This is a genomic window from Pelomonas lactea (genome assembly GCF_043555885.1).
Classification (GTDB): domain Bacteria; phylum Pseudomonadota; class Gammaproteobacteria; order Burkholderiales; family Burkholderiaceae_C; genus Pelomonas; species Pelomonas lactea.
On the sequence record NZ_JBIGHX010000003.1, the window covers coordinates 89,502 to 113,121 of the forward strand.

21 protein-coding genes are annotated in these 23,620 nt (G+C 69.9%); 11 read left to right on the forward strand and 10 right to left on the reverse strand.

Annotation, left to right across the window (positions count from 1 at the left end):
• Positions 1 to 5: 5 nt before the first annotated feature.
• The 6 genes from ACG04Q_RS08960 (at position 6) to ACG04Q_RS08985 (ending at position 9,898) form a co-directional block, all read left to right on the forward strand.
• Entirely contained in the window at positions 6 to 1,232 is a 1,227-nt protein-coding gene (locus ACG04Q_RS08960; RefSeq protein WP_394510562.1) for an AGE family epimerase/isomerase, read from the forward strand.
• Positions 1,225 to 2,151 carry a carbohydrate kinase family protein gene (locus ACG04Q_RS08965; RefSeq protein ID WP_394510563.1) on the forward strand — a complete coding sequence of 309 codons (927 nt, stop codon included), beginning with the start codon at positions 1,225 to 1,227 and terminating at the stop codon, positions 2,149 to 2,151. The genes ACG04Q_RS08960 and ACG04Q_RS08965 overlap by 8 nt, the downstream gene beginning before the upstream one ends.
• A gap of 37 nt (positions 2,152 to 2,188) precedes the next feature.
• On the forward strand, positions 2,189 to 4,618 hold the full coding sequence (locus ACG04Q_RS08970) for a GH92 family glycosyl hydrolase (RefSeq protein ID WP_394510564.1): 2,430 nt from the start codon (positions 2,189 to 2,191) through the stop codon (positions 4,616 to 4,618).
• A 48-nt stretch (positions 4,619 to 4,666) separates the two neighbouring features.
• Positions 4,667 to 5,932 carry a sugar MFS transporter gene (locus ACG04Q_RS08975; protein ID WP_394510565.1) on the forward strand — a complete coding sequence of 422 codons (1,266 nt, stop codon included), beginning with the start codon at positions 4,667 to 4,669 and terminating at the stop codon, positions 5,930 to 5,932.
• A gap of 86 nt (positions 5,933 to 6,018) precedes the next feature.
• Positions 6,019 to 8,454 carry a glycoside hydrolase family 31 protein gene (locus ACG04Q_RS08980; RefSeq protein WP_394510566.1) on the forward strand — a complete coding sequence of 812 codons (2,436 nt, stop codon included), beginning with the start codon at positions 6,019 to 6,021 and terminating at the stop codon, positions 8,452 to 8,454.
• A 181-nt stretch (positions 8,455 to 8,635) separates the two neighbouring features.
• Positions 8,636 to 9,898: an MFS transporter gene (locus tag ACG04Q_RS08985; RefSeq protein WP_394510567.1), complete on the forward strand. Its 1,263-nt coding sequence runs from the start codon at positions 8,636 to 8,638 to the stop codon at positions 9,896 to 9,898.
• Positions 9,899 to 10,023: 125 nt separating this feature from the next.
• Here ACG04Q_RS08985 and ACG04Q_RS08990 read toward each other — a convergent pair whose 3' ends face one another.
• The 10 genes from ACG04Q_RS08990 to ACG04Q_RS09035 form a co-directional block, all read right to left on the reverse strand.
• On the reverse strand, positions 10,024 to 10,557 hold the full coding sequence (locus tag ACG04Q_RS08990) for an arsinothricin resistance N-acetyltransferase ArsN1 family B (RefSeq protein ID WP_394510568.1): 534 nt from the start codon (positions 10,555 to 10,557) through the stop codon (positions 10,024 to 10,026).
• Positions 10,554 to 11,756 (reverse strand): MFS transporter, encoded by a 1,203-nt coding sequence (locus ACG04Q_RS08995; RefSeq protein ID WP_394510569.1) that lies wholly within the window; start codon positions 11,754 to 11,756, stop codon positions 10,554 to 10,556. The genes ACG04Q_RS08990 and ACG04Q_RS08995 overlap by 4 nt, the downstream gene beginning before the upstream one ends.
• Positions 11,756 to 13,618 (reverse strand): arsenic resistance N-acetyltransferase ArsN2, encoded by a 1,863-nt coding sequence (gene arsN2, locus ACG04Q_RS09000; RefSeq protein WP_394510570.1) that lies wholly within the window; start codon positions 13,616 to 13,618, stop codon positions 11,756 to 11,758. The genes ACG04Q_RS08995 and arsN2 overlap by 1 nt, the downstream gene beginning before the upstream one ends.
• On the reverse strand, positions 13,609 to 14,052 hold the full coding sequence (locus ACG04Q_RS09005) for a MarR family winged helix-turn-helix transcriptional regulator (RefSeq protein WP_394510571.1): 444 nt from the start codon (positions 14,050 to 14,052) through the stop codon (positions 13,609 to 13,611). The genes arsN2 and ACG04Q_RS09005 overlap by 10 nt, the downstream gene beginning before the upstream one ends.
• 159 nt (positions 14,053 to 14,211) lie before the next feature.
• On the reverse strand, positions 14,212 to 14,943 hold the full coding sequence (gene arsH, locus ACG04Q_RS09010) for an arsenical resistance protein ArsH (protein ID WP_394510572.1): 732 nt from the start codon (positions 14,941 to 14,943) through the stop codon (positions 14,212 to 14,214).
• Positions 14,936 to 15,625 (reverse strand): aquaporin, encoded by a 690-nt coding sequence (locus ACG04Q_RS09015; RefSeq protein WP_394510573.1) that lies wholly within the window; start codon positions 15,623 to 15,625, stop codon positions 14,936 to 14,938. Before ACG04Q_RS09015 ends, arsH begins: the two co-directional genes overlap by 8 nt.
• A 2-nt stretch (positions 15,626 to 15,627) precedes the next feature.
• Complete coding sequence (locus ACG04Q_RS09020; protein WP_394510574.1) at positions 15,628 to 16,140, reverse strand: arsenate reductase ArsC; 513 nt, start codon at positions 16,138 to 16,140, stop codon at positions 15,628 to 15,630.
• Positions 16,141 to 16,148: 8 nt separating this feature from the next.
• Positions 16,149 to 16,643: an arsenate reductase ArsC gene (locus ACG04Q_RS09025; protein ID WP_394510575.1), complete on the reverse strand. Its 495-nt coding sequence runs from the start codon at positions 16,641 to 16,643 to the stop codon at positions 16,149 to 16,151.
• Positions 16,644 to 16,654: 11 nt separating this feature from the next.
• Positions 16,655 to 16,981, reverse strand: coding sequence for an ArsR/SmtB family transcription factor (locus ACG04Q_RS09030; protein ID WP_394510576.1), 327 nt, complete (start codon positions 16,979 to 16,981; stop codon positions 16,655 to 16,657).
• A 208-nt stretch (positions 16,982 to 17,189) separates the two neighbouring features.
• On the reverse strand, positions 17,190 to 19,223 hold the full coding sequence (locus ACG04Q_RS09035; RefSeq protein ID WP_394510577.1) for a M13 family metallopeptidase: 2,034 nt from the start codon (positions 19,221 to 19,223) through the stop codon (positions 17,190 to 17,192).
• A gap of 111 nt (positions 19,224 to 19,334) precedes the next feature.
• Here ACG04Q_RS09035 and pstS point away from each other — a divergent pair, with 111 nt between their 5' ends.
• The 5 genes from pstS to epsE all read left to right on the forward strand — a co-directional run bounded on the left by pstS (position 19,335) and on the right by epsE (position 23,580).
• Complete coding sequence (gene pstS / locus ACG04Q_RS09040) at positions 19,335 to 20,381, forward strand: phosphate ABC transporter substrate-binding protein PstS (RefSeq protein ID WP_394510578.1); 1,047 nt, start codon at positions 19,335 to 19,337, stop codon at positions 20,379 to 20,381.
• A gap of 14 nt (positions 20,382 to 20,395) precedes the next feature.
• A complete protein-coding gene (locus ACG04Q_RS09045; RefSeq protein WP_394510579.1) occupies positions 20,396 to 20,788 on the forward strand; it encodes a gamma-butyrobetaine hydroxylase family protein in 393 nt (130 codons plus the stop codon).
• A 4-nt stretch (positions 20,789 to 20,792) separates the two neighbouring features.
• Positions 20,793 to 21,524, forward strand: a complete 732-nt coding sequence (gene ubiE, locus ACG04Q_RS09050; protein WP_394510580.1) for a bifunctional demethylmenaquinone methyltransferase/2-methoxy-6-polyprenyl-1,4-benzoquinol methylase UbiE — start codon at positions 20,793 to 20,795, stop codon at positions 21,522 to 21,524.
• A gap of 251 nt (positions 21,525 to 21,775) precedes the next feature.
• Positions 21,776 to 22,747 (forward strand): EpsD family peptidyl-prolyl cis-trans isomerase, encoded by a 972-nt coding sequence (locus ACG04Q_RS09055; RefSeq protein ID WP_394510581.1) that lies wholly within the window; start codon positions 21,776 to 21,778, stop codon positions 22,745 to 22,747.
• 11 nt (positions 22,748 to 22,758) lie between these two features.
• The gene (epsE, locus tag ACG04Q_RS09060) at positions 22,759 to 23,580 is read left to right on the forward strand and encodes a polysaccharide export protein EpsE (RefSeq protein ID WP_394510582.1); all 822 of its coding nucleotides are present in this window, start codon (positions 22,759 to 22,761) and stop codon (positions 23,578 to 23,580) included.
• The last annotated feature ends 40 nt before the right edge of the window (positions 23,581 to 23,620 follow it).

Below are 23,620 nucleotides of genomic sequence, written 5' to 3' on the forward strand. Positions count from 1 at the left end.
CATCCATGTCCGATTTCCCCGACTTCCGCTCTCGGGCGGTGCTGCTCGCCCATGCGCGGCACAGCATGAACTTCTATCACCCCCGCTGCATCGATCCCAGCGGCGGCATGTACCACTACTTCAAGGACGACGGCAGCGTCTATGACGCTCAGCATCGGCACCTGGTGAGCAGCACGCGCTTCGTGTTCACGTACGCCATGGCCTACCGTCAATTCGGCGACCCGGCCTACCTTGACGGGCTGCGGCATGCCGTGCGCTTTCTGCGCGAGGCCCATGCGGACGAGGAGCACGGCGGCTACCTCTGGCTGCTGAGCTGGCGCGATGGCGAGCGCGCCGTCGTCGACGGCACCAAGCATGCCTATGGCCAGGCTTTCGTGCTGCTGGCCTTTGCCCATGCCGTGATGGCGGGCCTGGACGAGGCGCGCCCCTGGCTCGCGCAGGCCTACGACTTGATGGAAAGCCGGTTCTGGGACGAAAGTGCGGGCCTGTACGCGGATGAAGCCAGCAGGGACTGGCGCGTGCTGTCGACCTACCGCGGACAGAACGCCAACATGCATGCCTGCGAGGCGCTGCTGGCCGCCTTCCAGGCCACGGGCGAATCGCGCTATGTGCAACGCGCCTGCACGGTGGCGCGCCACATCACCGAGCGCCAGGCGGCGCGCTGTGGCGGCCTGATCTGGGAACACTACGACCCGCAATGGCAGCCGGACTGGCGCTTCAACATCGATGACCCCGCCAACCTCTTCCGGCCGTGGGGCTATCAGCCCGGCCACTTCACCGAGTGGGCCAAGCTGCTGCTGCAGCTCGAGGCCCACGGCGCCGCGCAGGGCCAGGCGCTGGGCTGGACGCTGCCCACTGCGGAGCGGCTGTTCAACGTTGCGATGGAGAAAGGCTGGGATGCCGAACATGGCGGGTTGAGCTACTCGCTCGCACCGGACCTCACCGTGTGCGACGCCGACAAGTACTTCTGGGTGCAGGCCGAGAGCGCCGCGGCTGCGGCCCTGCTGGCGGTGCGCACCGGCGAGTCGAAGTACTGGGACTGGTACCAGCGCCTGTGGCGCTACAGCTGGACCCATTTCGTCGATCATCAGCACGGCGCCTGGTATCGCATCCTCGACCGGCACAACCGCAAGCTCAGCGACGAGAAGAGCCCCGCGGGCAAGGTGGACTATCACACCATGGGCGCCTGCTACGACATCGCCGCCGCGCTCGCAGGGGGCGGCCATGCTTGATGCGCCCCTGATGCTCTGCGCCGGCGAGGCGCTGACCGACCTGATCGACCAGGGTGAGGAGTGCTGGGTCAGCCGCGTGGGGGGCTCGGTCTGGAACGTCGCCCGTGCGCTGGCCACGTTGGGGGAGCCCACCGCCTTCGCCGGCGCCGTCAGCCGGGACCGCTTCGGTGATGCGCTGTGGCACGCCAGCGAGGCCGCCGGGCTGGACATGCGGCTGATGCAGCGGCTGCGGCGCTCGCCGCTGCTGGCCATCGTCGAGAAGCGCGAGCCGCCCAGCTACTTCTTCGTCGGCGATGACAGCGCCGACCTGCACTTCGACGTCGACGCCATGCCCGGCGGGTGGTCGCGCGCGCTGCGCTGGGCACACTTCGGCGGCATCAGCCTGGCGCGCCAGCCGCTCGCGGGGCGTCTGGTGGCGTTGGCGGAGTGCCTCAAGGCGCAGGGCGTGGCGATCAGCTATGACCCCAACTTCCGCAATCTGATGGACGCCAGCTACACGCCGACGCTGCACAGGATGGCCGCGCTGGCGGACCTGATCAAGGTGTCCGACGACGATCTGCGCGGGCTGTTCCCGGGCACGGATGTCGACCAGGCGCTTCGCCAGCTCCGCGCCATGAGCCCGGACGCCATGTTGCTGCTGACCAGGGCGGGCGAGGGCGCCAGCCTGTTCCGCGGCGACGAACGCTGCGATGCGCAGGCTCCGCGGGTTGCCGTGGTGGACACCGTGGGCGCTGGCGACGCCAGCGCCGCCGGACTGCTGCACAGCCTCAACAGCCATGCTGGCCGGCCGTTGCAGGCGCACCTGCACGCGGCGCTGGCTGCAGGCTCTGCGGCCTGCTTGCAGGCCGGCGCCACGCCTCCCAGCCGGGAGGCCATGAACCAACTCTTTGACCTGCTGCAAGCGCAGGCGGCGTCGTGATTGCGCCCGAGAGCCGCCCCTGAAGGAGACACGCGAAATGACACTCACCCGATGCGCCCGCTGGGGCCTTCTCATGCTGGCTGTGGCCTGGATGCTGCCTGCGGTGGCGCAGCCCGCCCCTGCGGCGGATGCCATGCCCGTCAACACCTTCATCGGCACGCAGGATGAAGGCAACACCTTCCCCGGGGCCTCTGCGCCCTTCGGCATGATCCAGGTCAGCCCGACCGGCGAGCACTATGCCGGCTGGCGCTACAGCGACACGCGCATCCGCGGTTTCGGCCACTCCTACCTGTCGGGCGCGGGCTGCTGGGAGCAGGGCGGTCAGCTTTCGGTGCTGCCGGTCACCGGCCGCATCGGCCCGGGCGGCGACTTCGACACGGCCAAGGCCGAGAGCTTCGACCACAAGCGCTACGCCGCCGAGTACCGTCACGAGGGCGAGGTGGGCCACGCCGGCTACTACAAGGTGCAGCTGACCAGCTACGGCGGCATCACCGCCGAGGCCACGGCGCTGACCCGTGCCGCGGCCGAGCGCTACACCTTCGCGAACGGCACCCCGGTCGGTCATCTGCTGCTGAACGTGGGCCAGGCCAACGAGCGGCACGCCGTCGTGGGCAGCGAGGTGCGCGTGCTCGATGAGCGCAGCGTCGAGGGCAAGGTCGTCACCAAGAGCTTCTGCGGCGGTGCGCAGTACACCACGTGGTTCCGCATGGTCTTTGACCGGCCCTTCACGGCCCACGGCATCTGGGACGACCATGGCGGCAAGCCGGGCGCCAAGGTGCCCAGCCAGCAGGGCGAGGCCCGGCCGCATGGCGTCTGGCTGACGTTCGACCTCAGGAGCGGCAACGCCGTGACGGCGGTCAGTGCGATCTCCAAGGTGGATGCCGATGGCGCGCGCGCCAACCTGCGTGCCGAGGGCATGGCAGGCGGCCAGTTGCTGAGCTTTGATGCGATGCGCGTGCAGGCGCAGGCGGCATGGCGGCGCGAACTCTCCAGCGTCCGCATCGAGGGCGGCAGCACCGATGACCGCACGGTCTTCTACACGGCGCTGTATCACGCGTTGCTGCAGCCGCTGACCGGCAGCGATGCCGATGGGCGCTACCGTGGCTACGACAACGAGATCCACACGGCCAAGGGGTGGACCTACTACGAGTACTTTTCGCTGTGGGACACCTACCGGACCCAGAACCAGTTGCTGGCGCTGCTGCGGCCGGAGCGGTCGCGCGACATCGCCAACTCGGTGCTGAAGATCCGCGAGCAGGGCGGCTGGCTGCCGCGCTGGGGATACGCCAACTTCGAGACCAACATCATGACCGGCGACCCGGTCACCCCGTTCCTGGTGGACCTGTGGCGCTTCGGCGCGCTCAAGGGCCGCGAGCGCGAGGCCTATGCCGCGCTGCGGGAGAACGCCTTTGGCGTGCCGCCCCACGGCATCCGCGCGCAAGGCCGTGCGGGCAACCCGAGCTATCTGAAGCAGGGCTTCGTGCAGTTCGATCGCGGGTTTGTCGCCAAGGGCATGGACATCGACCCGCATCACGGCGCCTCGACGACGCTGGAGTACTCGCTGGCCGACAGCGCCCTGGCCGTCATGGCCAAGGCCATGGGACACACGCAGGATGCGCAGCTGCTCGCCCGGCGAGCGCTGAACTGGCGAACCCTCTGGGATGCCGACGCCGTGGACACGGGCACCGGGTTGCGGGGCTTTCCCCGCCCGCGCCTGCTGGACGGCAGCTGGTTCGCGGAGCTTGACGGCCGCTACGACCCGCGTGCCGAGCGCGGCTTTCACGAGGGCACGGCCTGGCAGTACCAGTGGCTGGTGCGCCAGGACGTCCCCGGCCTCGTCGCCGCGATGGGCGGGCAGCCCAAGGCAGCGCAGCGGCTGGACCACTTCTTCGACTACGACGCGCTGCTCGCGGATCCGGCGACGGCCGTGCGCAAGTCGTGGGTGGTCGGCCCCTACAGCTACTACAGCCAGTTCCGCTACAACCCCAACAACGAGCCCGACCTGCACGCGCCGTGGATCTACACGTTGATCGGTCAGCCCTGGAAGACCGCCACCGTGCTGCGCGCCGCGGAGACGCTGTTCGGCAACGCACCCAATGGCGTCACCGGCAACGACGACCTGGGCACCATGTCCGCCTGGTACCTGTTCAGCGCGCTGGGCCTGTATCCCGACACGCCGGGAAGCGGCCGATTCCTGCTGCACGCGCCGCGCTTCCCGCGCGCCGAGATCGACGTGGGCCCGGGGCGCACGCTGCGCATCGAGGCGGCGCAGGCGCGGCCTGGCGAGCGCCGGTTCGTGCAGTCGGTGAGCCTGGGCGGCAAGGCTGTCGAGCGGGTTTGGCTGGATTGGGAACAGCTGCAGGGCGCCGGTACGCTCAGCTTCAAGCTCGGCACCGAGCCCGACCCCCAGGGCTGGGGCACTCGCAGCCGCGACCTGCCCCAGCCACCTGCCGGCATGGCGCCCTAACGCGCAGCGGCAGGCTCAACGTACAAGCACACATTTGCAGGAGACAGCATGGCAAACATGGCACCCCACACGGCGGCCGCGGTGAGACAGGACGGCGCCGTCACGGCGTCAGGCAGCGGCAACACCAGCGCGCTGGTCATCGTCACCGTTCTCTTTTTCATGTGGGGCCTGATCACCTCGTTGAACGACGTCCTCATCCCGCACCTGAAGGCGATCTACACGCTCAGCTACGTGCAGGCCATGATGGTGCAGTTCTGCTTCTTCGGCGCCTACTTCGTCGTGTCGGTGCCGGCGGGCGCGCTGATCCGGCGCATCGGCTACCAGAAGGGGGCGGTGGCCGGCCTGCTGCTGGCCGCGGGCGGTTGCGCGCTGTTCTATCCGGCGGCGTCCTCGGGCTACGGGCTGTTCCTGTTCGCGTTCTTCGTGCTCGCGTCGGGCATCACCATCCTGCAGGTGGCGGCCAACCCCTATGTGACGGTGCTGGGCCCGCCGCGCACGGCCTCCAGCCGCCTGACGCTGACCCAGGCCTTCAATTCCCTGGGCACCACCATCGGCCCGGCGGTTGGCGGCCTGCTGATCCTGTCGACGGCGGGTGCCGCCGCCGGTGCGGCCGCCGAAGCGGCCACGGTTCGTGGCCCCTACCTTGCGCTGGCGGGCACGCTGGTCGTGCTGGCGGTGCTCTTCCTCGCGGCGAAGCTGCCCAGCATTGCCGACAGCGAGGATGTCTCGCTGGCGGGTGAGGGGCATGGATCGGCATGGGCGCATCGCCACCTCGTGCTCGGCGCGATCGGCATCTTCCTGTACGTGGGGGCCGAAGTCAGCATCGGCAGCTTCCTGATCAACTACCTCGGCGAGTCGCACATCGCCGGCCTGTCGCATGCGGACGCGGCGCACTACGTCAGCGTCTACTGGGGCGGGGCGATGGTGGGCCGCTTCATCGGCTTCGCGGTGATGCGCGTGGTCAGCCCGGGCAAGACGCTGGCGTTCAATTCGCTCGTGGCGATCGCGCTGGTGCTCACGGCCAGTTTTGGCCAGGGCAGCGTCGCCATGTGGGCGATCCTGGCGGTGGGCCTGTGCAACTCCATCATGTTCCCCACCATCTTCAGCATGGCGCTGCACGGCCTGGGCAAGTACACCGGCCAAGGCTCCGGGATTCTGTGCATGGCCATCGTCGGCGGCGCGATCGTTCCCTTCGCGCAGGGCGCGCTCGCGGACTGGATCGGTGTGCAGGCGTCCTTCCTGCTGCCGGCCGCCTGCTACGCGTTCATCCTGTACTTCGGCGCCAAGTACGCCGCGATGTACGCCGCGCAGTAACGCGCCCCTGAAACCCTCGTAGCTGCGCCGCGGGCCTGTGCCCCCGGTGTGCGCGGCCCTGCGCGCTCACCGGGCGCTACCTCGTCATGCCCAACAAGCTTTGTCGTGTCTGGTCTGGCCGCTGCATTGCGCTGCTGCTGGCGATGTCGGCTGCCCCGCTCGTGCGGGCCGACGCCGTCGACCGATATGTCCTGTCCCGCGGCGGTGTGACGCTCGAAGTGAGTGCACCGGCGAGCGGCATCGTCCGCGTCCGCATGGGCCGGGGCCGCCTGCCGGAGGATGCGTCATGGGCCGTGCCCGCGAGCGTGCGCCGCGCCGGGCAGCCGCTGCAGCTGAGGCGCAGCGGCGCGCGCGTCGAGCTTGTCAGCGGCAGCCTCACCGCGCGCGTCGACACGGCCACGCTGCGGGTCGAGGTGCTGGACGGCAACGGCCAGGCGCTGTTCAGCGATCTGTCGGGCCGGGCCGCGTTGGCCGGCACGCGCGGGTTCGAGTTGCGCGCCCGGCTGCGCGGTGACGACCATGTGTTCGGGCTGGGCGACAAGACGGGCGGCCTGGACCGCAAGGGCGGCTCCTTCGTCATGTGGAACTCGGACGCCTACAAGTTCACGCAGGCCACCGACCCGCTCTACAAGTCCGTGCCGTTCTTCATGGCCGTCAGCGACGCCGGCAAGGCCTGGGGGCTGTTCCTCGACAACCCGTGGCGCACCCGCATGGACTTCGGCCGGGCCGAGCGGGACACGCTGTCGCTGGGCGGGGAGGGCGGCGCGCTGGACTACTACGTGGTGGGCGGCCCCACGCCCAAGGATGTGCTGCGTCAGTACGCGCAGCTGACCGGCGCTCCGCCGTTGATGCCTCTGTGGTCGCTGGGCTTCCAGCAGTCCAAGTGGAGCTACAGGACCGACGCCGAGGTCCGTGCGATCGCGGCGCGGCTGCGCAGCGAACAACTGCCCGCCGATGTCATCTACATGGACATCGACTATCAGGATCGCGCGCGGCCGTTCACCGTGAATGGCGCCGCGTTCCCTGACCTGCCCAAGCTGGCCCGTGACCTGCGCGAGCAGGGGCTGCGCCTGGTGCTGATCACCGACCCCCATATCGCGAACGCGCCTGGCCAGGGCTATGCGCCCTACGACACGGGAATGGCACGGGACGTGTTCCTCAGGCGGCCGGACGGCGCGCTCTATGCCGGCGACGTCTGGCCCGGCTCGGCCGTGTTCCCCGACTTCAGCCGCGAGCCGGTACGCCGCTGGTGGGGCGACCTCTACACCGGCCTGACGAACGCCGGTGTGGCGGGCTTCTGGAACGACATGAACGAGCCGGCGATCTTCAACGTGCCGAGCAAGACCATGCCGCTCGACGTGGTGCATCGCATCGACAGCGACGACTTCGCCCCCCGGCGGGCCAGCCATGCCGAGCTGCACAACGTCTACGGGCAACTCAACTCGCGGGCGACGTTCGAGGGGCTGCTGCGCCTGCAGCCCGACCAGCGCCCGTTCGTGCTGACCCGGGCGAGCTACGCCGGCGGGCAGCGCTATGCCGCGACGTGGACGGGGGACAACGTGTCCAGCTGGCAGCACCTGAAGATGGGGGTGCAGCAGTTGCTCAACCTGGGCCTCAGCGGCTTTGCCTACGCGGGCAACGACGTGGGCGGGTACGCGGGAGAGACGCCGTCGCCGGAGCTGCTGACGCGCTGGTTCCAGATAGGCGCCTTCATGCCGCTGTTCCGCTCCCACGCCGAAACCCACAGGGCCGACCAGGAGCCCTGGGTCGGGCCCGCCGCCCACGTGGCGATCCGGCGCCACTTCATTGCCGAGCGCTACCGGCTGCTGCCCTATCTCTACGCCACCGCGGAGGAGAACAGCCGCACCGGCATCCCGCTGCTGCGGCCGGTGTTCCTGAACTTCCCGGAGGTGCTGGCCAAGGGCGACCGGCTCGGCGCCACCGAGGACCAGTTCATGGTCGGCGGCGATCTGCTTGTGGCGCCGTCGCCCACGCCGGAATCGCCGGGTGACTACACGGTGGAACTGCCGGGCCCGGGCTGGTTCGACTACTGGACGGGGCAGCGGCTGGATGGCGCGAAGGTTTCCATCACGCCCCGGCTGGAGAGCCTGCCCGTCTTCGTTCGCCCTGGCGCCATCGTTACGAGGCAGCCCCTCGTGCAAAGCACGGCGTTCGTGCCGACCGGGCGGCTGGAGCTCCACGTCTATCCCGGCGCCGACTGCCGCGGGGAGCTGTACGCCGACGACGGCGTGAGCCTCGGCTACCGACGCGGCGAGTTCCTGCGGCAGACGGTGCGCTGCGAGCAGACGGCCGAGGGCGTGCGCATCCGGTTCGAACCGCGTGAGGGCTCCGGCACCCCCTGGTGGAGCGGCCTGACGCTGCTCGTCCACGGCTGGTCCGGTGGCGTGCCTAAGGCCTGGGCAGGCATGGACAGCCTGCCCGCCTCGCTCGACGCCGATCGCGGCGCCGTGCAGGTCCTGCTGCCGGACATGCGCGGCGGTGCGGTCGAGATCAGGCGCTAGCGGTGCGAAGGAGGAACGCCCGCTGGACGGCGCCCGGTGCGATGGCGCCCACCAAGTCGCCTGGTCATGCAGGCACGTGCCGCGAACAGCCCTGGCCGCCGGGCTGCTCGACCGCAGCTGCAGCAACCCTTCCCCCGCCGCGGCCGCGCGCGCGGGGATCGCGCGTCGAGAGAAGACTGCCATGAGCGAATCCCGCAACCCCATCCGCTGGATCTCCAGCCTCTACTTCGTGCAGGGGCTGCAGTTCTTCGTCGTCATGCTCATCGCTGGCTTCATGTTCAAGCGGCTGGGCATTCCCAACGACCAGATCGCGCGCTGGACCGGTGCCATCGGGATGGCCTGGGCGCTCAAGCCGCTGTGGAGTCCGCTGGTCGAGCTGGCGAAGAGCAAGAAGGTGATCGTGGTGGTGCTGCAGTTCACCGGGGCCGCGGGCCTCGGGCTGCTGGCGCTGGCCCTGCAGGCCAGCGCGTTCTTTGCGCTGAGCATCGCGGTGCTGTTCTTTCTGGCCTATGCATCGGCCACGCATGACATCGCCTGCGACGGGCTCTACATGGACGCGCTGGACAGCAAGCGTCAGGCCACCTACGCCGGCTGGCAGGGTGCGTTCTTCAACGCATCCAAGTTCCTGACGCTGGGCGGGCTCATGGTGCTGGCGGGGCACCTGGAGTCGCGGCTGGGCGTGCTGAACGCATGGACGACGATCTTCGCGCTGCTGGCTGCGCTGCTGGCCGGTCTGGCGACCTGGAATGCGCGGGCGCTGCCCAATCCGCGCCGGACGTCCACCGAGGCTGTGAGGCTCGTCGACGTCCTTGCCGACCTGCTTCGCAAACCGGGCATCTGGAAGATGATGCTGTTCATCATCGTCTTCCGGCTTGCCGAGGGCCAGGTGCAGACCATCGGCCCGCTCTTCCTCGTCGAGGCCAGAGACAAAGGGGGGCTGGGGCTGAGCAGCGACCAGGTCGGCGTCGCCTACGGCACCGTTGGTACCGCGGCCTTCCTTGTCGGCTCCGTCCTGGGGGGCTACTTCACGTCCTGGTGGTCGCTGCGCCGCGCCATGCCCGTGCTCGTCATCGCCATGCTGGTGCCCAACATCGTGTTCTACGTCCTGAGCGTGACGCGTCCGGCGGATGACTGGACCATCAGTGCGGCGATCGGGCTGGAGATGCTGGCCTACGGGTTCGGCTTCGTCGGCATGGTGCTGTTCATCATGCAGGCCGTCGCACCGGGCCGCTTCCAGACGGCGCACTACGCGCTGGGCTCGGGCGTCATGCAGCTGGGCTTCGTGCTGGCCAAGACCGTCAGCGGCGATCTCCAGCTGAGCGTGGGCTACGCCGACTTCTTCGCCTGGACCGTCGGGTGCGGGCTGCTGCCGCTGGCGTTGCTGCCGTGGATTCCGATGCCGCGCGGTGAACAGCAGCTCGCGGCGGGCCGCCAGCGCGAGTAGCGCCGGGCGCGCAAACCCCGCGGGCAGCGCAACGCCCCGGGCGGACCCGAGTTCCCCTTCGCATCGACGCCCCGGGGCGCGCGCCGGTTTCATCCGCCGGGCTTTGCAGGCCGCCCCGCCGAGCGCTATGCCGCCGAGAACGGCCGCGGCTCGGTGGGCGTCTTCGTCGACGCCAGGCTCTTCTGCCACCAGCCCACGTCGCGCCATGCGCCCTGCTTGAAGCCGACCCTCCGATACACGCCGATGGGCTCGAACCCCATCGCCTCGTGCAGAGCAACGCTGCCGGCGTTGGGCAGCGCGATGCCGGCGAAGGCTTCGCAGTAGCCGAGTTGGGCCAGCAGCGGCAGCAGCCGGCCGTACAGCGCGCGGCCCACGCCTTGCCCGCGCATGTCTTCGCGCACGTAGACCGTCACGTCCACCGACCACTGGTAGGCGGCGCGCTCGCGATGCTTGCTGGCGTAGGCGTAGCCGCAGGCCGTGCCTGCCGCGTCCTCGGCAACCAGCCAGGGCAGCGCTTCGAGGGTCTTCTCGATGCGTGCCCGCATCTGCGCCTCACCCGGCGGCTCGGTCTCGAAGGAGATCGTTGTGTCCCGGACGATCGGGTCGTAGATCGCGGCGACGGCGGCGCCATCGGCCGGGGTGGCGGTGCGGATGTTCATGCAGGCTCTTGCAACGTTGTGGAGAGGGGCTTGTCGTCTTCGCGCGACGGCGTGCGAATCAGCAGGAGGGCCGTGAGTGCGCTCAGTGCGAGGCCTGCCGATACCCACAGCGCCCTGGGGCCGAGGGCAGCAAGCAGCAGGCCGAAGAGCCAGGGCGCCAGGGCCTGGCCCAGCCGGGCCGGCAACATCAGCAGGCCTTGCCGGTGCCCGTAGCCCGTCGGCCCGAAGAGGGCGAGCGGCAACGTGCCCTTGGCAATGGTCAGGATGCCGTTGCCGGCGCCGTGCAACAGTACGAAAGCGGTGGCGGCGGGCGCGCCCAGCAACAGCAGCAGCGCCGCACCCAGCGGGTGCATCAGCGCCGCCATCCGCGCCGAGTACAGCGGGTGCAGCCGGCGCAGCAAGCCGAACTCAAGCAGCCGGCCGCCGACCTGGGCGGGGCCCACCAGCATGCCGATGGCGATGACCAGGCCCGGCGCGGTGCCGACGCCCGCGAGCAGGTTCGGCAGATGCGCTGCCAACGCGGTGCTGACGAACCAGGTCACCGCGAACACCCAGGCGAGCAGCGCCGCCACGCCAAGCGGCGGGGCGGGCGGCTCCGGCGCGTCGGCGCCGGTGCCGGTCGGCCGCAGCGCGAGCCGTTCAGCCCGCGGCAGCAGCGCGTTGAGCGGCAGCCCGACCGTCAGGTGCAGCAGCGCCCAGGCCCCACACGCGCCACGCCAGCCCAGCCCGTGCTCCAGCGCCGCCGTGAGGGGCCAGCCCACGGTGCTGGCGAAGCCGGCGACCAGCGTGATGCCGGTGATGGCGCCACGCGCCTCGTGGCCGTAGAGCCGTACCAGCGATGCGAACGCCGCCTCGTAGAGCCCGCTGCCCATCGCCAGGCCCAGCACCACCCAGGCCGCGAACAGGCTGACGGGGCCGGTGGCTGTCGCCAGCAGCGCGAGCCCCACCGCGAAGATGACGCTGGTGGCCATGAGCACCGGCCGCCCGCCCCAGCGGTCGATGCGCCTTCCGCTGTGCGGGCCCACCAGGGCCGAGACCACCAGGGCCACCGAGAACGCTGCAAACACGGTGGGCCGCGCGACGCCCAGGTCGTTGGACATGGGCCCCGCCAGCATGGCCGGCAGGTAGTACGACGACGCCCACGCGAGCGTTTGGGCACTGCCCAGCGAGGCCACGACGCGCGCGCGGCTGGGCTGCATCATCCGCAGCAGCGCGCCGGCTGCGTGGCGAGCGGCGCCGGCGCCGGGCTGCCGCTGCGCGGGCCGCGGTCGCGCAGCGGCGTGGCGACCGTGGCCGCGGGCGTGTGCGTGGCAGGCCCGCAGCAGCTGCTGGCGGGCGCTTCAAGGCTGGGGCCCGCCGAGCAGACACCGGTCTGCGGCAATGCCAGCTCGACGCGATCGGCCGCCACCAGGTCGCCGGCGATGGCGGCAACGACGGACCGGGCCTGCTCGAAGCCCGTGGCCATCAGGAAGGTCGGCGCGCGGCCATAGCTCTTGACCCCCAGCGTGTAGAAGCCGGGCTCCGGGTGGGCCAGCTCCTTGTGGCCGTGCGGACGAACGGTGCCGCAGCTGTGCAGGTTGGGGTCGATGAGCGGGCCGAGCGCCTCGGTGGACTCCAGCCACGGGTCCAGCTTCAGCCGCAGCTCGCTGGTGATGCGCAGGTCAGGCCGCTGGCCGGTGGCGCAGATGATCTCGTCGATGCCCTCGATGGCGACGGGCTGCTGCCTGCCGTCCAGGCCAAGGACGCGCAGGTGGTCGCCGGCACGCTCGATATGCGTGATGCGCAGGCCGCCGAAGAATTCCAGCGCGCCGGCGTCGCGCAGCCGGCGCAGCGACGCGCCCAGGGCGCCCCGGGCTGGCAGCGCGTCCGCAGCGCCGCCTCCGAACACGCGCTGCAGAGCCGGCGAGCGCACCGCCCACGCCAGCCGCGTGTCCGGTGCTTGCTTGGCCAGCTCGGCGAGCGCCAGCAACGCGTTCGCAGCGGAATGCCCGGCGCCCACCACGAGCGTGCGCTTGCCCGCGTAGCGATGGCGAAGCGCGCCGGCCACGTCGGGAATGCCGTAGAAGACGCGATCGCGCGCCTCGGCCTCGCCGATGGCAGGCAGCCCGTTGGCGCCGACGAAGTTAGGCTGGTTCCAGGTGCCGGTGGCGTCGATGACCGCGCGGGCGCGCAGTTCGCGCAGGGTGCCGTCTTTCTCGTAGCGCACCAGGAAGGCGGCCTGGTCTCGGCCTGCGCTCTTGACCTTGTCCAAGCCCTCGCGGCTCACGGCCACGACGCGGGCCCCGGTCTGGACGGACTCGGCGACCTGCGGCAGCGCGGCGAACGGCTGCAGCACGCGCTCGACGACCTCATCGGCGCGCGGCAGTTCTCCCGCGGGCGGGGCCGTCCAGCCGGTCGGCCCGAGCAGCCTGGCCATGGCGGGGTCGATGTTGAACTGCCACGGCGAGAACAGCTGGACGTGGCCGTAGTCGCGCAGGTTGGCGCCGACCTGATTGCCGGCCTCCAGCGCGACGAACGGCAGGCCGCGCTCGACGAGCTGGGCGACGGCGGCCAGGCCCACCGGGCCGGCGCCGAGCACCGCGACGGGCAGGGTGGCATCGGCCGCAGGGGCCTCGCGCAGCGTGAGCGTCATCAGTGCCGCGCAGGCGGGGCATGCGCCTTGGAACTCGGCCGAGGCCTTGAGGGCCTGGGGCGCATCGGCGATCTGCATGCGCTTGAAGCCGTACTGCGCGAAGTACTCCGGGGCGGTGACGGTCAGCAGGTACAGCGCGGCGATGTCGCGCGCTCGGGCCTCGTGCAGCAGCCGCTCGACGAGCAGGCGGCCCAGGCCCTGCTTCTGCAGGCCTGGCGCGATCGCGACCGAGCGCACCAGCGCGACGGTGCCGTAGATCTCGGCGCCGGCGCAGCCCACCACCTCGTCGCCGCGGGTCGCGAGCAGGTAGGTGGACAGGTGGGCCCGGGCGCCCTCGGTCGGCAGCTTGTTGGCCAGCAGCAGGCCTTCGATGGCGGCCCAGTCGGACGCGCCGGCCTGGCGCAGGGAGACGGAGGAGGTCAGCAACATGGTTTGGAATTCCGGTCGGGCTCCTTCGGCTCGGGCGGCAGGCAGCACATGGCGGCCGGGTCTTCGCGCAAGGCCTTCAGGAGCGTCAGCAAAGAGGTCTCGACGGCCGCGCGTTGGTGCGGGCTCAGCGAGGCCAGCAATCCCTCGGCGTGGTCGTCGAGGGTCTGGTTCAGCTCACGGACGGTGCGCTCGCCGTCGGCGGTGAGCGTGACGAGCCAGCTCCTTGCGTCGGACGGGTTCGGCTCCTTGGTCACCAAGCCACGGGCTGCCATGGCCTCCACGGCTCGCGACACCCAGCTCTTCTCCAGGCTCACCCGTGTGCCCAGCTCGGACAAGGGCAGCGGCCCCGACCGGCCCAGCTCGGTCAACAGATGGCACTGCGTGCTGGTGGTGCGGCAGCAGTCGGCCACGACGCGCTGGGCGCGGGTGTACATGCGGGCGACTTCGCGCAGCAGACTGCCGGCCGATGATTCGGACATATCGGTGTGAATAGCAACTATCTGGGTGCATGTTGTCGTTCGGCGTCTTCGTTGTCAATAGCAACTATCTGGGCCGGAAGAACGGGGCCGTAGCCCCGTGGTGCGGTCGGGTGATCAGAGGGCGCGCTGGTTCACCCGCTGGGACAGCTGCTCGGCGCTCTCCTTGCGCTCGCTGTAGCGGTCCACGAGGTAGGGGCCGAGGTCGCGGGTCAGCAGCGTGAACTTGAACAGCTCCTCCATCACGTCCACGACGCGGTCGTAGAACGCGGATGGCTTCATCCGGCCGTCCTCATTGAACTCGGCAAACGCCTTGGCCACCGACGACTGGTTGGGGATGGTCAGCATGCGCATCCACCGGCCCAGCACGCGCATCTGGTTGACCGCGTTGAAGGACTGCGAGCCGCCAGACACCTGCATCACGGCCAACGTCTTGCCTTGCGTGGGCCGCACCGCGCCGGCCGACAGCGGAATCCAGTCGATCTGCGCCTTCATGATGCCGGTCATGGCGCCGTGGCGTTCCGGCGAGGTCCAGACCATGCCCTCGGACCAGGCGGCCAGCTCGCGCAGCTCCTGCACCTTGGGATGCGTCTCGGGCGCGTCGTCCGGCAGCGGCAGGCCACTCGGGTTGAAGATGCGCACCTCGGCGCCCATCGCTTCCAGGAGGCGGGCCGCCTCGAAGGTCAGCAGCCGGCTGTAGGACCGCTCGCGCAGCGAGCCGTAGAGCATGAGGAACCGCGGCCGGTGCTGCGACGGCGTGGGCGGCTGCAGGCGCTGCAGGGTCGGCACGTCGAAATGAGCGGCCTGCAGCGCCGGGAAGGTGGCATCGGGGAACAGTCGTTCAGACATGGCGGGTCTCTCCCGCAGGTGCCGGCTCAACGGCAGTCGCCGGTGCAGCGAGCCACTGATGCACGAGCACGGCCAGTGCGGCACCGGCCAGCTCGGCCAGCACGAAGCCCGGCGCACTCACGGGCGCAATGCCCGCGAAGCTGTCACTGAACATGCGGCCGAACACGGCCGCCGGATTGGCGAAGGACGTGGACGCCGTGAACCAGTAGGCCGCGCCGATGTAGGCCGCCACCATCGCAGCAACGCGCGAGCCCGGCGCGCGCAGGATGACCAGCATGAGGCCGAAGGTCGCGACCGCTTCCGCGATCCACTGCCCCGAGCCGCTGCGCAGCTTGGTCGACAGCTGCACGATGTTCATGTCGAACATGGCGTGAACCAGCCAGGCGCCCAGCACCGCGCCGAAGAGCTGTGCGGCGATGTAGGGCAGCAGGGCGGCCACGGGCAGTGCGCCGCGCCAGGCCATGACGGCGGTGACTGCCGGGTTGAAGTGGGCGCCGCTGACGGGGCCGAACACCTCGATGAGGATGTACAGACCGCCCACCGTCGCCAGCGTGTTGGCCAGCAGCGCGATGGCGACGTTGCCGCCGGACAGCCGCTCGGCCATGACGCCCGAGCCGATGACGACCGCCATCAACAGTGCCGTGCCCAGGCCTTCGGCGAGGAGCTTGCGCGACAGGCCCATGCTCAGCTCTTGTAGATGTCGGCCAGGGCCTGCTGCAGCTCGGCCTTGCTCAGGTCTTCAAGCGGCAGCTGGAGGAGCTGCAGCATGCGGTAGCCGATGGCCTGGCGGGTCAGCTCGAAAGCACGGCGCTTGCCTTCGTCGCCGCCCTCGGCGTTGGAGGGGTCCGGGTAGCCCCAGTGCACCTTCACCGGCTGGCCGCCGACCCGGCTCGCGCCGAAGAAGACCGGGCACTGCTCGGCTGCCGCGCTGTCGCAGACAGTGATGACGATGGACAGCGGCGGGGCGTCGTCCTGGCTGAACTGGTCCCAGCTCTTGCTGTAGTAGCCGCTGGTATCCACGCCCGCGTTCTGCAGCGCCTCCACCGCGAAGGGATTGATGCGACCACTGGGTGCGCTGCCGGCGCTGTGCGCCTGCACATCCTTGCCAAGCTTCTTGGCCCAGTGGTTGAGCATGCCTTCGCTGAGGACGCTGCGGGCGGAGTTGTGGGTGCAGAGGATGAGAACGTGCGTGGTCATGGAGAAGCTCAGCGTTTGCCGATCTGGTTGATCTCGTGCTGGATGGCCAGTGGCTCCAGCTTGGTGATGGGCAGCGCCAGCAGCAGCTCGATGCGGCGCTTCAGGGTGACGGCCACGTCGCGGAAGGCGCGCAGGCGAGCAGGCTCGTCGCCTTCGACGTGGCCGGGGTCGGGAACGCCCCAGTGGGCGGTCATCGGCTGTCCGGGCCACACGGGGCAGGTCTCGCCGGCCGCCGAGTCGCAGACGGTGAAGACGAAGTCCATGATGGGCGAGCCAGTCACAGCGAACTCGTCCCAGCTCTTGCTGCGCAGGCCCTGCGTCGGGATGTGCAGCGCGGCGAGTGTCTGCAGCGCGAGGCGGTTGACGGCGCCATTCGGGTGGCTGCCCGCCGAGTAAGCCTTGAAGCGCCGATCCGCCAGGCTGTTCATCAGGCCCTCGGCCATGATGGAGCGGGAAGAGTTGCCCGTGCAGATGAACAGCACGTTGAAGGTGTTGTCGAGCATGGGGATCCTGGTCAGCAGCCGCACGAGACGGCGGGGGATTCGACGCTGCAGGCGCTGCCTTCGCAGCAGTTCTCGGTCAGGTAGCTCAGCACGCTGTTCATCCTTGCGTAGTTGGCGCGGTAGATCAGGTTGCGGCTGGCGCGTTCCTGGGTCACCAGTTCGGCATTGACCAGCTCCTTCAGGTGAAACGACAGCGTCGCCGGCGCCACGCCCAGGGCCTCCTGGATGGCGCCGGGCGTCAGGCCGGTCTCGCCCACCACCACCAATGCACGGAACACCTGCAGCCGCAGCGGCTGCGCAAGCGCAGCAAGGCTTTTGATGACGTCCTTGTCTTCCATGATTCCATCGTAGTGGAAGCATGGAATGAGTGCAAGGCCCTGCGCCCTGGTGGCTCGCGTATCGCCGGGCGCCCGCGCCGCGGCTGGCCGGCGTTGGCCGCGAGCGCGGCAGGGCGACGCTCGCTCACGCCGCGGAGCGGCGAGCGTCAGGCCAGCCCGCGCCGCGTGGCCGCCCGGGCGCCTGGCTGGCCTCCAGTGGGAGGCGAGGTCACCAGACCGTCAGCGGGTCGGACGCCACCATCGCGCTGCCCGGCTTGCAGCTGAAGGCCTGCGCGAAGTAGGGCGTGTTGCTCATGGGCGTGACGACGCGGTAGCGCGCCGGCGAGTGCGAGTCCGTGCGCAGCTGGTTGATGAGGAACTCGGTGCGCACCTTGGTGCGCCAGATCAGCGCATTGCTCAGGAAGAAGCGCTGCGCCGGTGTCTGGCCGTCGATGAGCTTGGCGGCGCCCGGCCCGCCGCGCTTGAGCGCCTTCTGCAGTCCCTCGTAGGCGATGGGCAGGCCCGACACGTCGGAGATGTTCTCGCCCAGCGTCAGCCGCCCGTCGATGCTGTAGCCCGGCAGCGGCGAGATGGCGCCGTAGCGCGCCGCCACCTTGTCGGCGCGGGCCTTGTAGCCGGCGGCGTCGGCGGGCGTCCACCAGTCGGTCAGCGAGCCGCCCGCGTCGTAGTTGCGGCCGCTGTCGTCGAAGTGATGCGTGATCTCGTGGCCGATGACCATGCCAATGCCGCCGTAGTTCACCGCGTCGTCGGCTTTCGCATCGAAGAAGGGCGGCTGCAGGATGCCCGCCGGGAAGGTGATCTGGTTCAGCCCGCCGGCGAACGCGTTGACGATGTGCGGGCTGGTGCGCCAGCGGGTGCGCTCCACCGGCGCGTCCAGGTCCTTGACCTGCTGGCCGCTGTGCCACAGCGCCACCTTGAGCCAGTTGCCGGCGTAGTCGTTGGCGCTGAGCTGCAGGCCCTCGTATTGCGGCCACTTCTCGGGGGCACCGATCATGGGCTGCATGCGGGCCAGCTTCTCCAGGGCGCGGGCCTTGGTGGGCGGCGTCATCCAGTCCAGCTTCTCGATGCGCTCCTTCATGCTGGCGCGGATGTCCTCCACCAGCGCTACCGAGCGGCGCTGCGCTTCCGGCGAGAACGCGCGGGCCACGAACAGCTCGCCCAGGGCGAGCGCCACCGGCTCGTTGCCGTAGCGGCCGCCGATCTGCTGGATGACGTCTTCGCTGCGCGGTGCGGGCGCCTGCAGGCCCGTGATGGCCTTGCCGCGGTACTCGAACGACGCGTTGGCGAACGCCTTGGGCAGCCGCGGCGCGGTCACGTCCAGCACGCGCAGCGCGAGATAGGTGCGCCACACGTCCAGCGGCGTGTCGGCCGCCAGCTTGGCGACGCGCGTGGCGAACTCCGGCTGGCCGACGATGAGGCGTTGCGGCGTCTTGGCGCCCGCCGTCAGCACGGCCAGGTAGGCCGGCCAGTCCAGCCCCGGCGCGGCAGCGGCCAGCTCGGCCGGCGTCATCGCGTTGTAGTTGGCGTTGGGGTCGCGCAGCCGGGCGCGTTCGCGCGAGGCCTCGGCCAGCTGGGTTTCCAGTGCCAGCACGGCGTCCACGTCGGCGTCGGACGCCGGGCGGCCGGCGGCGGCCAGCACCGTCTTCGCGAACGTGCGGTAGGCCGCGGTGACGGCGCGGGTGCGCTCGTCGCTGCGGAAGTAGTCGTCGCGGTCCGGCAGGCCCAGGCCCGACTGGCCCAGCGCCAGCACGTTGCGGCGCGTGTCCTTGCGGTCGGGCTGCACGGCCCAGCCCAGCGGCCCGGCCACGCCGCTGCGCGCCAGCAGCGCCAGCAGGGTGGGCAGGTCCTCGCGGCGCTGCAGGCCGTCGATGCGATTCAGCAGCGGCGTGACGGAGGTCAGCCCGCGTGCCTCGATGGCGGCCTCGTCCATGCCGCTGGCGTAGTAGGCGGCAATCAGCTTGAGGCCCGGCGTGGTCTGCTGCGCCGGCTTGTCGGCCAGCTCCTTCAGTGCGCGGTTCAGCAGCTCGTCGTTGGCCTGGCGCAGCTGCTCGAAGCTGCCGATGCGCGCGCGGCTGGCGGGCAGTTCGGTGGCTGCTTCCCAGGTGGCGTTGACGAAGCCGTAGAAGTCGTCGCAGGGCTGGATGTCCTTGGACAGGCCGCTCAGGTCGAGCGCGGGGGCCTGGGCGGCCAGGCCCAGCAGGGTCGCTGCGAGGGCCAGGCGGTGGCGGGTGAAGCGTGGCATGAGGGTGGTGCGCAAAGCCGTGAAAACGTCGGATTAGAGCCCGCGGCGGTGGCGCGCGCTGGAAGACACAGGGCATGATTGCGGGTTTTCACCAAGTTTTCCGGCCGACCCATGCTTGCCCTCCGGCGCCCGATCCTGACCCTCGCCGCCACGCTGCTGCTGGCTTCCTCCGCCCTCGCCCAGTCCGTGCAGGGGCAGGGAGCCACATTCCCGTCCAAGGTCTATGCCACCTGGGCCAAGGCCTTCGAGAAGGCGGGGGGCGGTGTGGTGTCCTACAAGGGCACGGGCTCGGGCGACGGCATCAAGCAGATCAGCGCGCGGCAGGTCGACTTCGGCGGCACCGACGCGCCGCTGCCGGCCGCCGAGCTGGCCAAGCACAAGCTGGTGCAGATCCCCATGCTGGTGGGCGGCGTGGTGCCGGTGGTCAACCTGCCGGGCCTGGCGGCACCGCTGCAACTGGACGGTGAGCTGCTGGCCGACATCTTCCTGGGACGCGTGAAACTCTGGAGCGACGCGCGCATCGCCGCGCTGAACCCCGGGGCCGCGCTGCCAGCCTGGCCCATCAAGCGCGTCGTGCGTGCCGAGAAGTCGGGCACCAGCGACGGCTTCAGCCGCTACCTGGCCGGTGCGTCGGCGCGGTTCAAGGACGAGGTGGGTGCCAGCCAGGCGCCGGCCTGGCCCGGCGAGCCGCTGAAGGCCGAGGGCAACGACGGCATGGTGCAGATGCTGCGCGCCACCTCCGGCGGCATCGCCTACGTGTCCTTCGACCGCGTGCTGCGCGACAAGCTTGCCGCCGTGAAGTTGCGCAACGCGGCCGGCCGCTTCGTGCTGCCCACCGAGTCGGGCTTCCGCGTCGCCATCCTGGAGAGCGACATGCACCGGCAGGGCGACGACCTGGCCACGCTGCTGGACCGCCCGGGCAACGACGCCTGGCCCATCACGCTGACCAGCTTCGTGCTCGTCGACGGCGAGCCCGCCACCGGCGCCAAGGCACTGGGCGCGCTGAAGTTCCTGTACTGGTGCTTCATGCACGGCGACGACCTGACCCGTGGCACCGGTTTTGCGCCGCTGCCCGTCAGCGTGCAGTCGCGCCTGGCGGCGCGCTTCACGCAGGTGCGGCCCAAGGACGGGCAGCTCCCGGCGTATCAGACGTTCTGAGGGACACTCCCGGCATGGCGCAGCCCACCGACATCACCGTCCACCAGCAGTCCCGCGCGCTGGAGATCGCCTTCGACGACGGTGCGCGTTTTCGCATCCCTTTCGAGCTGATGCGCGTCTACAGCCCCTCGGCCGAGGTCATGGGCCACGGTCCGGGCCAGGAGGTGCTGCAGACGGGCAAGCGCGATGTCGTCGTCACCGGCCTGGAGCCGGTGGGCCACTACGCCGTGCGCCCCGAGTTCAGCGACGGCCACAACAGCGGCCTGTTCACCTGGGACTACCTCTACAAGCTCGGCAGCCAGCAGGACGCGCTGTGGCGCGACTACGAGGCCCGCCTGGCCGCTGCCGGCAAGTCTCGCGACGACGCCATGCCCGTCAAGGCTGGCGGCTCCTGCCACTCACACTAATTCCATGAGCCAGACACATTTCGGTTTCAGCACGGTCGACGAGAGCGAAAAGGCCAGCAAGGTCCGCGGCGTCTTCGACTCGGTCGCGTCCAAGTACGACCTGATGAACGACCTGATGTCGGCCGGCCTGCACCGGGCCTGGAAGGCCTACACCGTCCAGGTGGCGAACCTGAAGCCGGGCGAGCGCGCGCTGGACATCGCTGGCGGCACGGGTGATTTGTCTCGCGCCTTCGCCCGCAAGGTCGGCGAGACCGGGGTCGTCGTGCACACCGACATCAACGAGGCCATGCTGCGCCAGGGCCGCGACCGGCTGCTGGACGAAGGCCTCATCCTGCCCACCAGCCTGGCCGACGCCGAGAAGCTGCCGTTCAAGGACGAGAGCTTCGACCTCGTCAGCGTCGCCTTCGGCCTGCGCAACATGACGCACAAGGACCAGGCGCTGGCCGAGATGTGCCGCGTGCTCAAGCCGGGCGGCCGGCTGCTGGTGCTGGAGTTCTCCAAGATCGCCGAGCCGCTGAAGAAGCCCTACGACTGGTACTCCTTCAACATCCTTCCCAAGCTGGGTTCGCTGTTCGCCGGCGATGCCGAGAGCTACAAGTACCTGGCCGAGTCCATTCGCATGCACCCCGACCAGGCCACGCTGAAGGCCATGATGAAGACGGCCGGCTTCGGCCATGTGGATGTGCACAACCTCAGCGCCGGCATCGTGGCGCTGCACGCCGGCATCAAGTGCTGACGGAGCCGTCCGCCACGGCGGATTGCTGACCCCAGGCGGCCGGTTTTCCCGGCCGTCGTTACTTCCGGGTTTCATGATCCCCCCTGAATACGTGGGGGTGGCGGAACTTGTCCCTTGAAAGTGCTCTAACCCCGGGTTCGGCCCACTTTTATCCGGGACAAGCGCCCCATAGAAGCGACATATCCGGCCGCTACACTCGTTTGTTACCCGGGCCTGGACCCCGTTCTACGCACAACAAGGACATCGAAAAGATGGCAAAGCGACTCCTCAATACCCGCGTTTCGCTGCTGGCCGCCGTGTCGGCCGCGGTGCTGCTCGCGGCCTGCGGTGGTGACAAGGGCGACAAGGCCTCCCAGACGGCGGCCAAGGTCAACAAGGAAGAGATCACGGTCCACCAGATCAACTTCGTGCTGCAGCGCCAGCCGGGCCTCAAGCCCGAGCAGGCCGAGGCCGCAAGCCGCCAGGTGCTGGAGCGCCTGGTCGATCAGGAGCTGGCCGTCCAGAAGGCCCAGGAACAGAAGCTGGACCGCGACCCGCGCGTCGTGCAGCAGATCGAGGCTGCCAAGCGCGAGATCATCGCCCGCGCCTATGTCGAGCGCGTCGGCGAAAGCGTGGCCAAGCCCACCAACGAAGAGATCGCCAAGTACTACAACGACAAGCCGGCCCTGTTCAAGGACCGCCGCATCTACAGCCTGCAGGAGCTGCAGATCGAGGCCAAGCCCGAGCAGTTCGAAGTGCTGCGCGCCAAGCTCGGCGCCGCCAAGAGCCTCAACGAATTCGTCGACTTCCTGAAGGCCAACGACTTCCGTTTCGCTGGCAACCAGGCCGTGCGTGCGGCCGAGCAGCTGCCGCTGGCCAGCCTGGACGGCATCTCCCGCATGAAGGACGGCGACTCCATGGTCAGCCCGGCGGCCAACGGCATCACCGTGCTGTTCCTCGTCGGCTCGCGCAGCCAGCCCGTGGACGAAGCCCGCGCCCGCCCCGCCATCGAGGCCTTCCTGCTGAATCAGCGCAAGGCCGAGGTCGTGCAGAAGGACATCAAGGCGCTGCGTGACGGCTCCAAGATCGAGTACGTCGGCAAGTTCGCGCAGCCCGCACCCGCAGCGGCCAGCGCGCCGGCGGCCGCAGTGCCCGCCCCGGCGCCGGCGCCTGCCGAAACGCCCGCACCGGCCGCCAGTGGCCTGGATCCTGCTTCCATCTCCAAGGGCATGGGCCTGAAATGATGATGAAGAAGATGCGTCTCTCCGAACTGCTTGTCGCCGCCACGCTGGGTCTGGGCGCGCTGTGCGCCCATGCCCAGGCCGCCGCGCCCGCTGCCGCCGCCTCTGCCGAGTACCGGCTCGGTTCCGGCGACGTCGTGCGCATCGTCGTCTACCAGAACCCCGACCTGACGCTGGAGACGCGGGTCTCCGAATCGGGCGTCGTCAGCTTCCCGCTGCTGGGCAACATCCGCATCGGTGGCCTGGGTGTCAGCGCCGCTGAGAAGCTCATCGCCGACGGCCTGAAGAACGGCAACTTCGTGAAGTCGCCCCAGGTGACGCTGACGCTGCTGCAGGTCAAGGGCAACCAGGCCAGCGTGCTGGGCCAGGTCAACCGCCCGGGCCGCTACCCCATCGAGACGGCCGACATGCGCCTGACCGACCTGCTGGCGACGGCTGGCGGTGTGGCCACCAGCGGTGGCGACCAGCTGGTGCTGACCGGCACCCGCAACGGCAAGCCCTTCCGCCAGGAAATCGACCTGCCCAACGTGTTCAGCGCCGAGCAGAACCGTGCCAACGACGTCCTGATCCAGAACGGCGACGTGCTGTGGGTGGACCGCGCGCCGCTGGTCTACATCTACGGCGAGGTGCAGCGCCCCGGCCCGATGCGGCTGGAGCGTGGCATGACGCTGATGCAGGTCCTCGCCGCCGGTGGCGGCCTGAACCAGCGTGGCACCGAGCGGGGTATCCGGGTGCACCGCAAGGGGGCGGACGGCAAGGTGCAGGTCATTCAGCAGGCCATGGATGAAGCCGTGAAGGACGGAGACGTGGTCTTCGTCAAGGAAAGCCTGTTCTGAGCTTGATCCGCGTCAGGCTGGGGCCGGCGGACTATGGGAG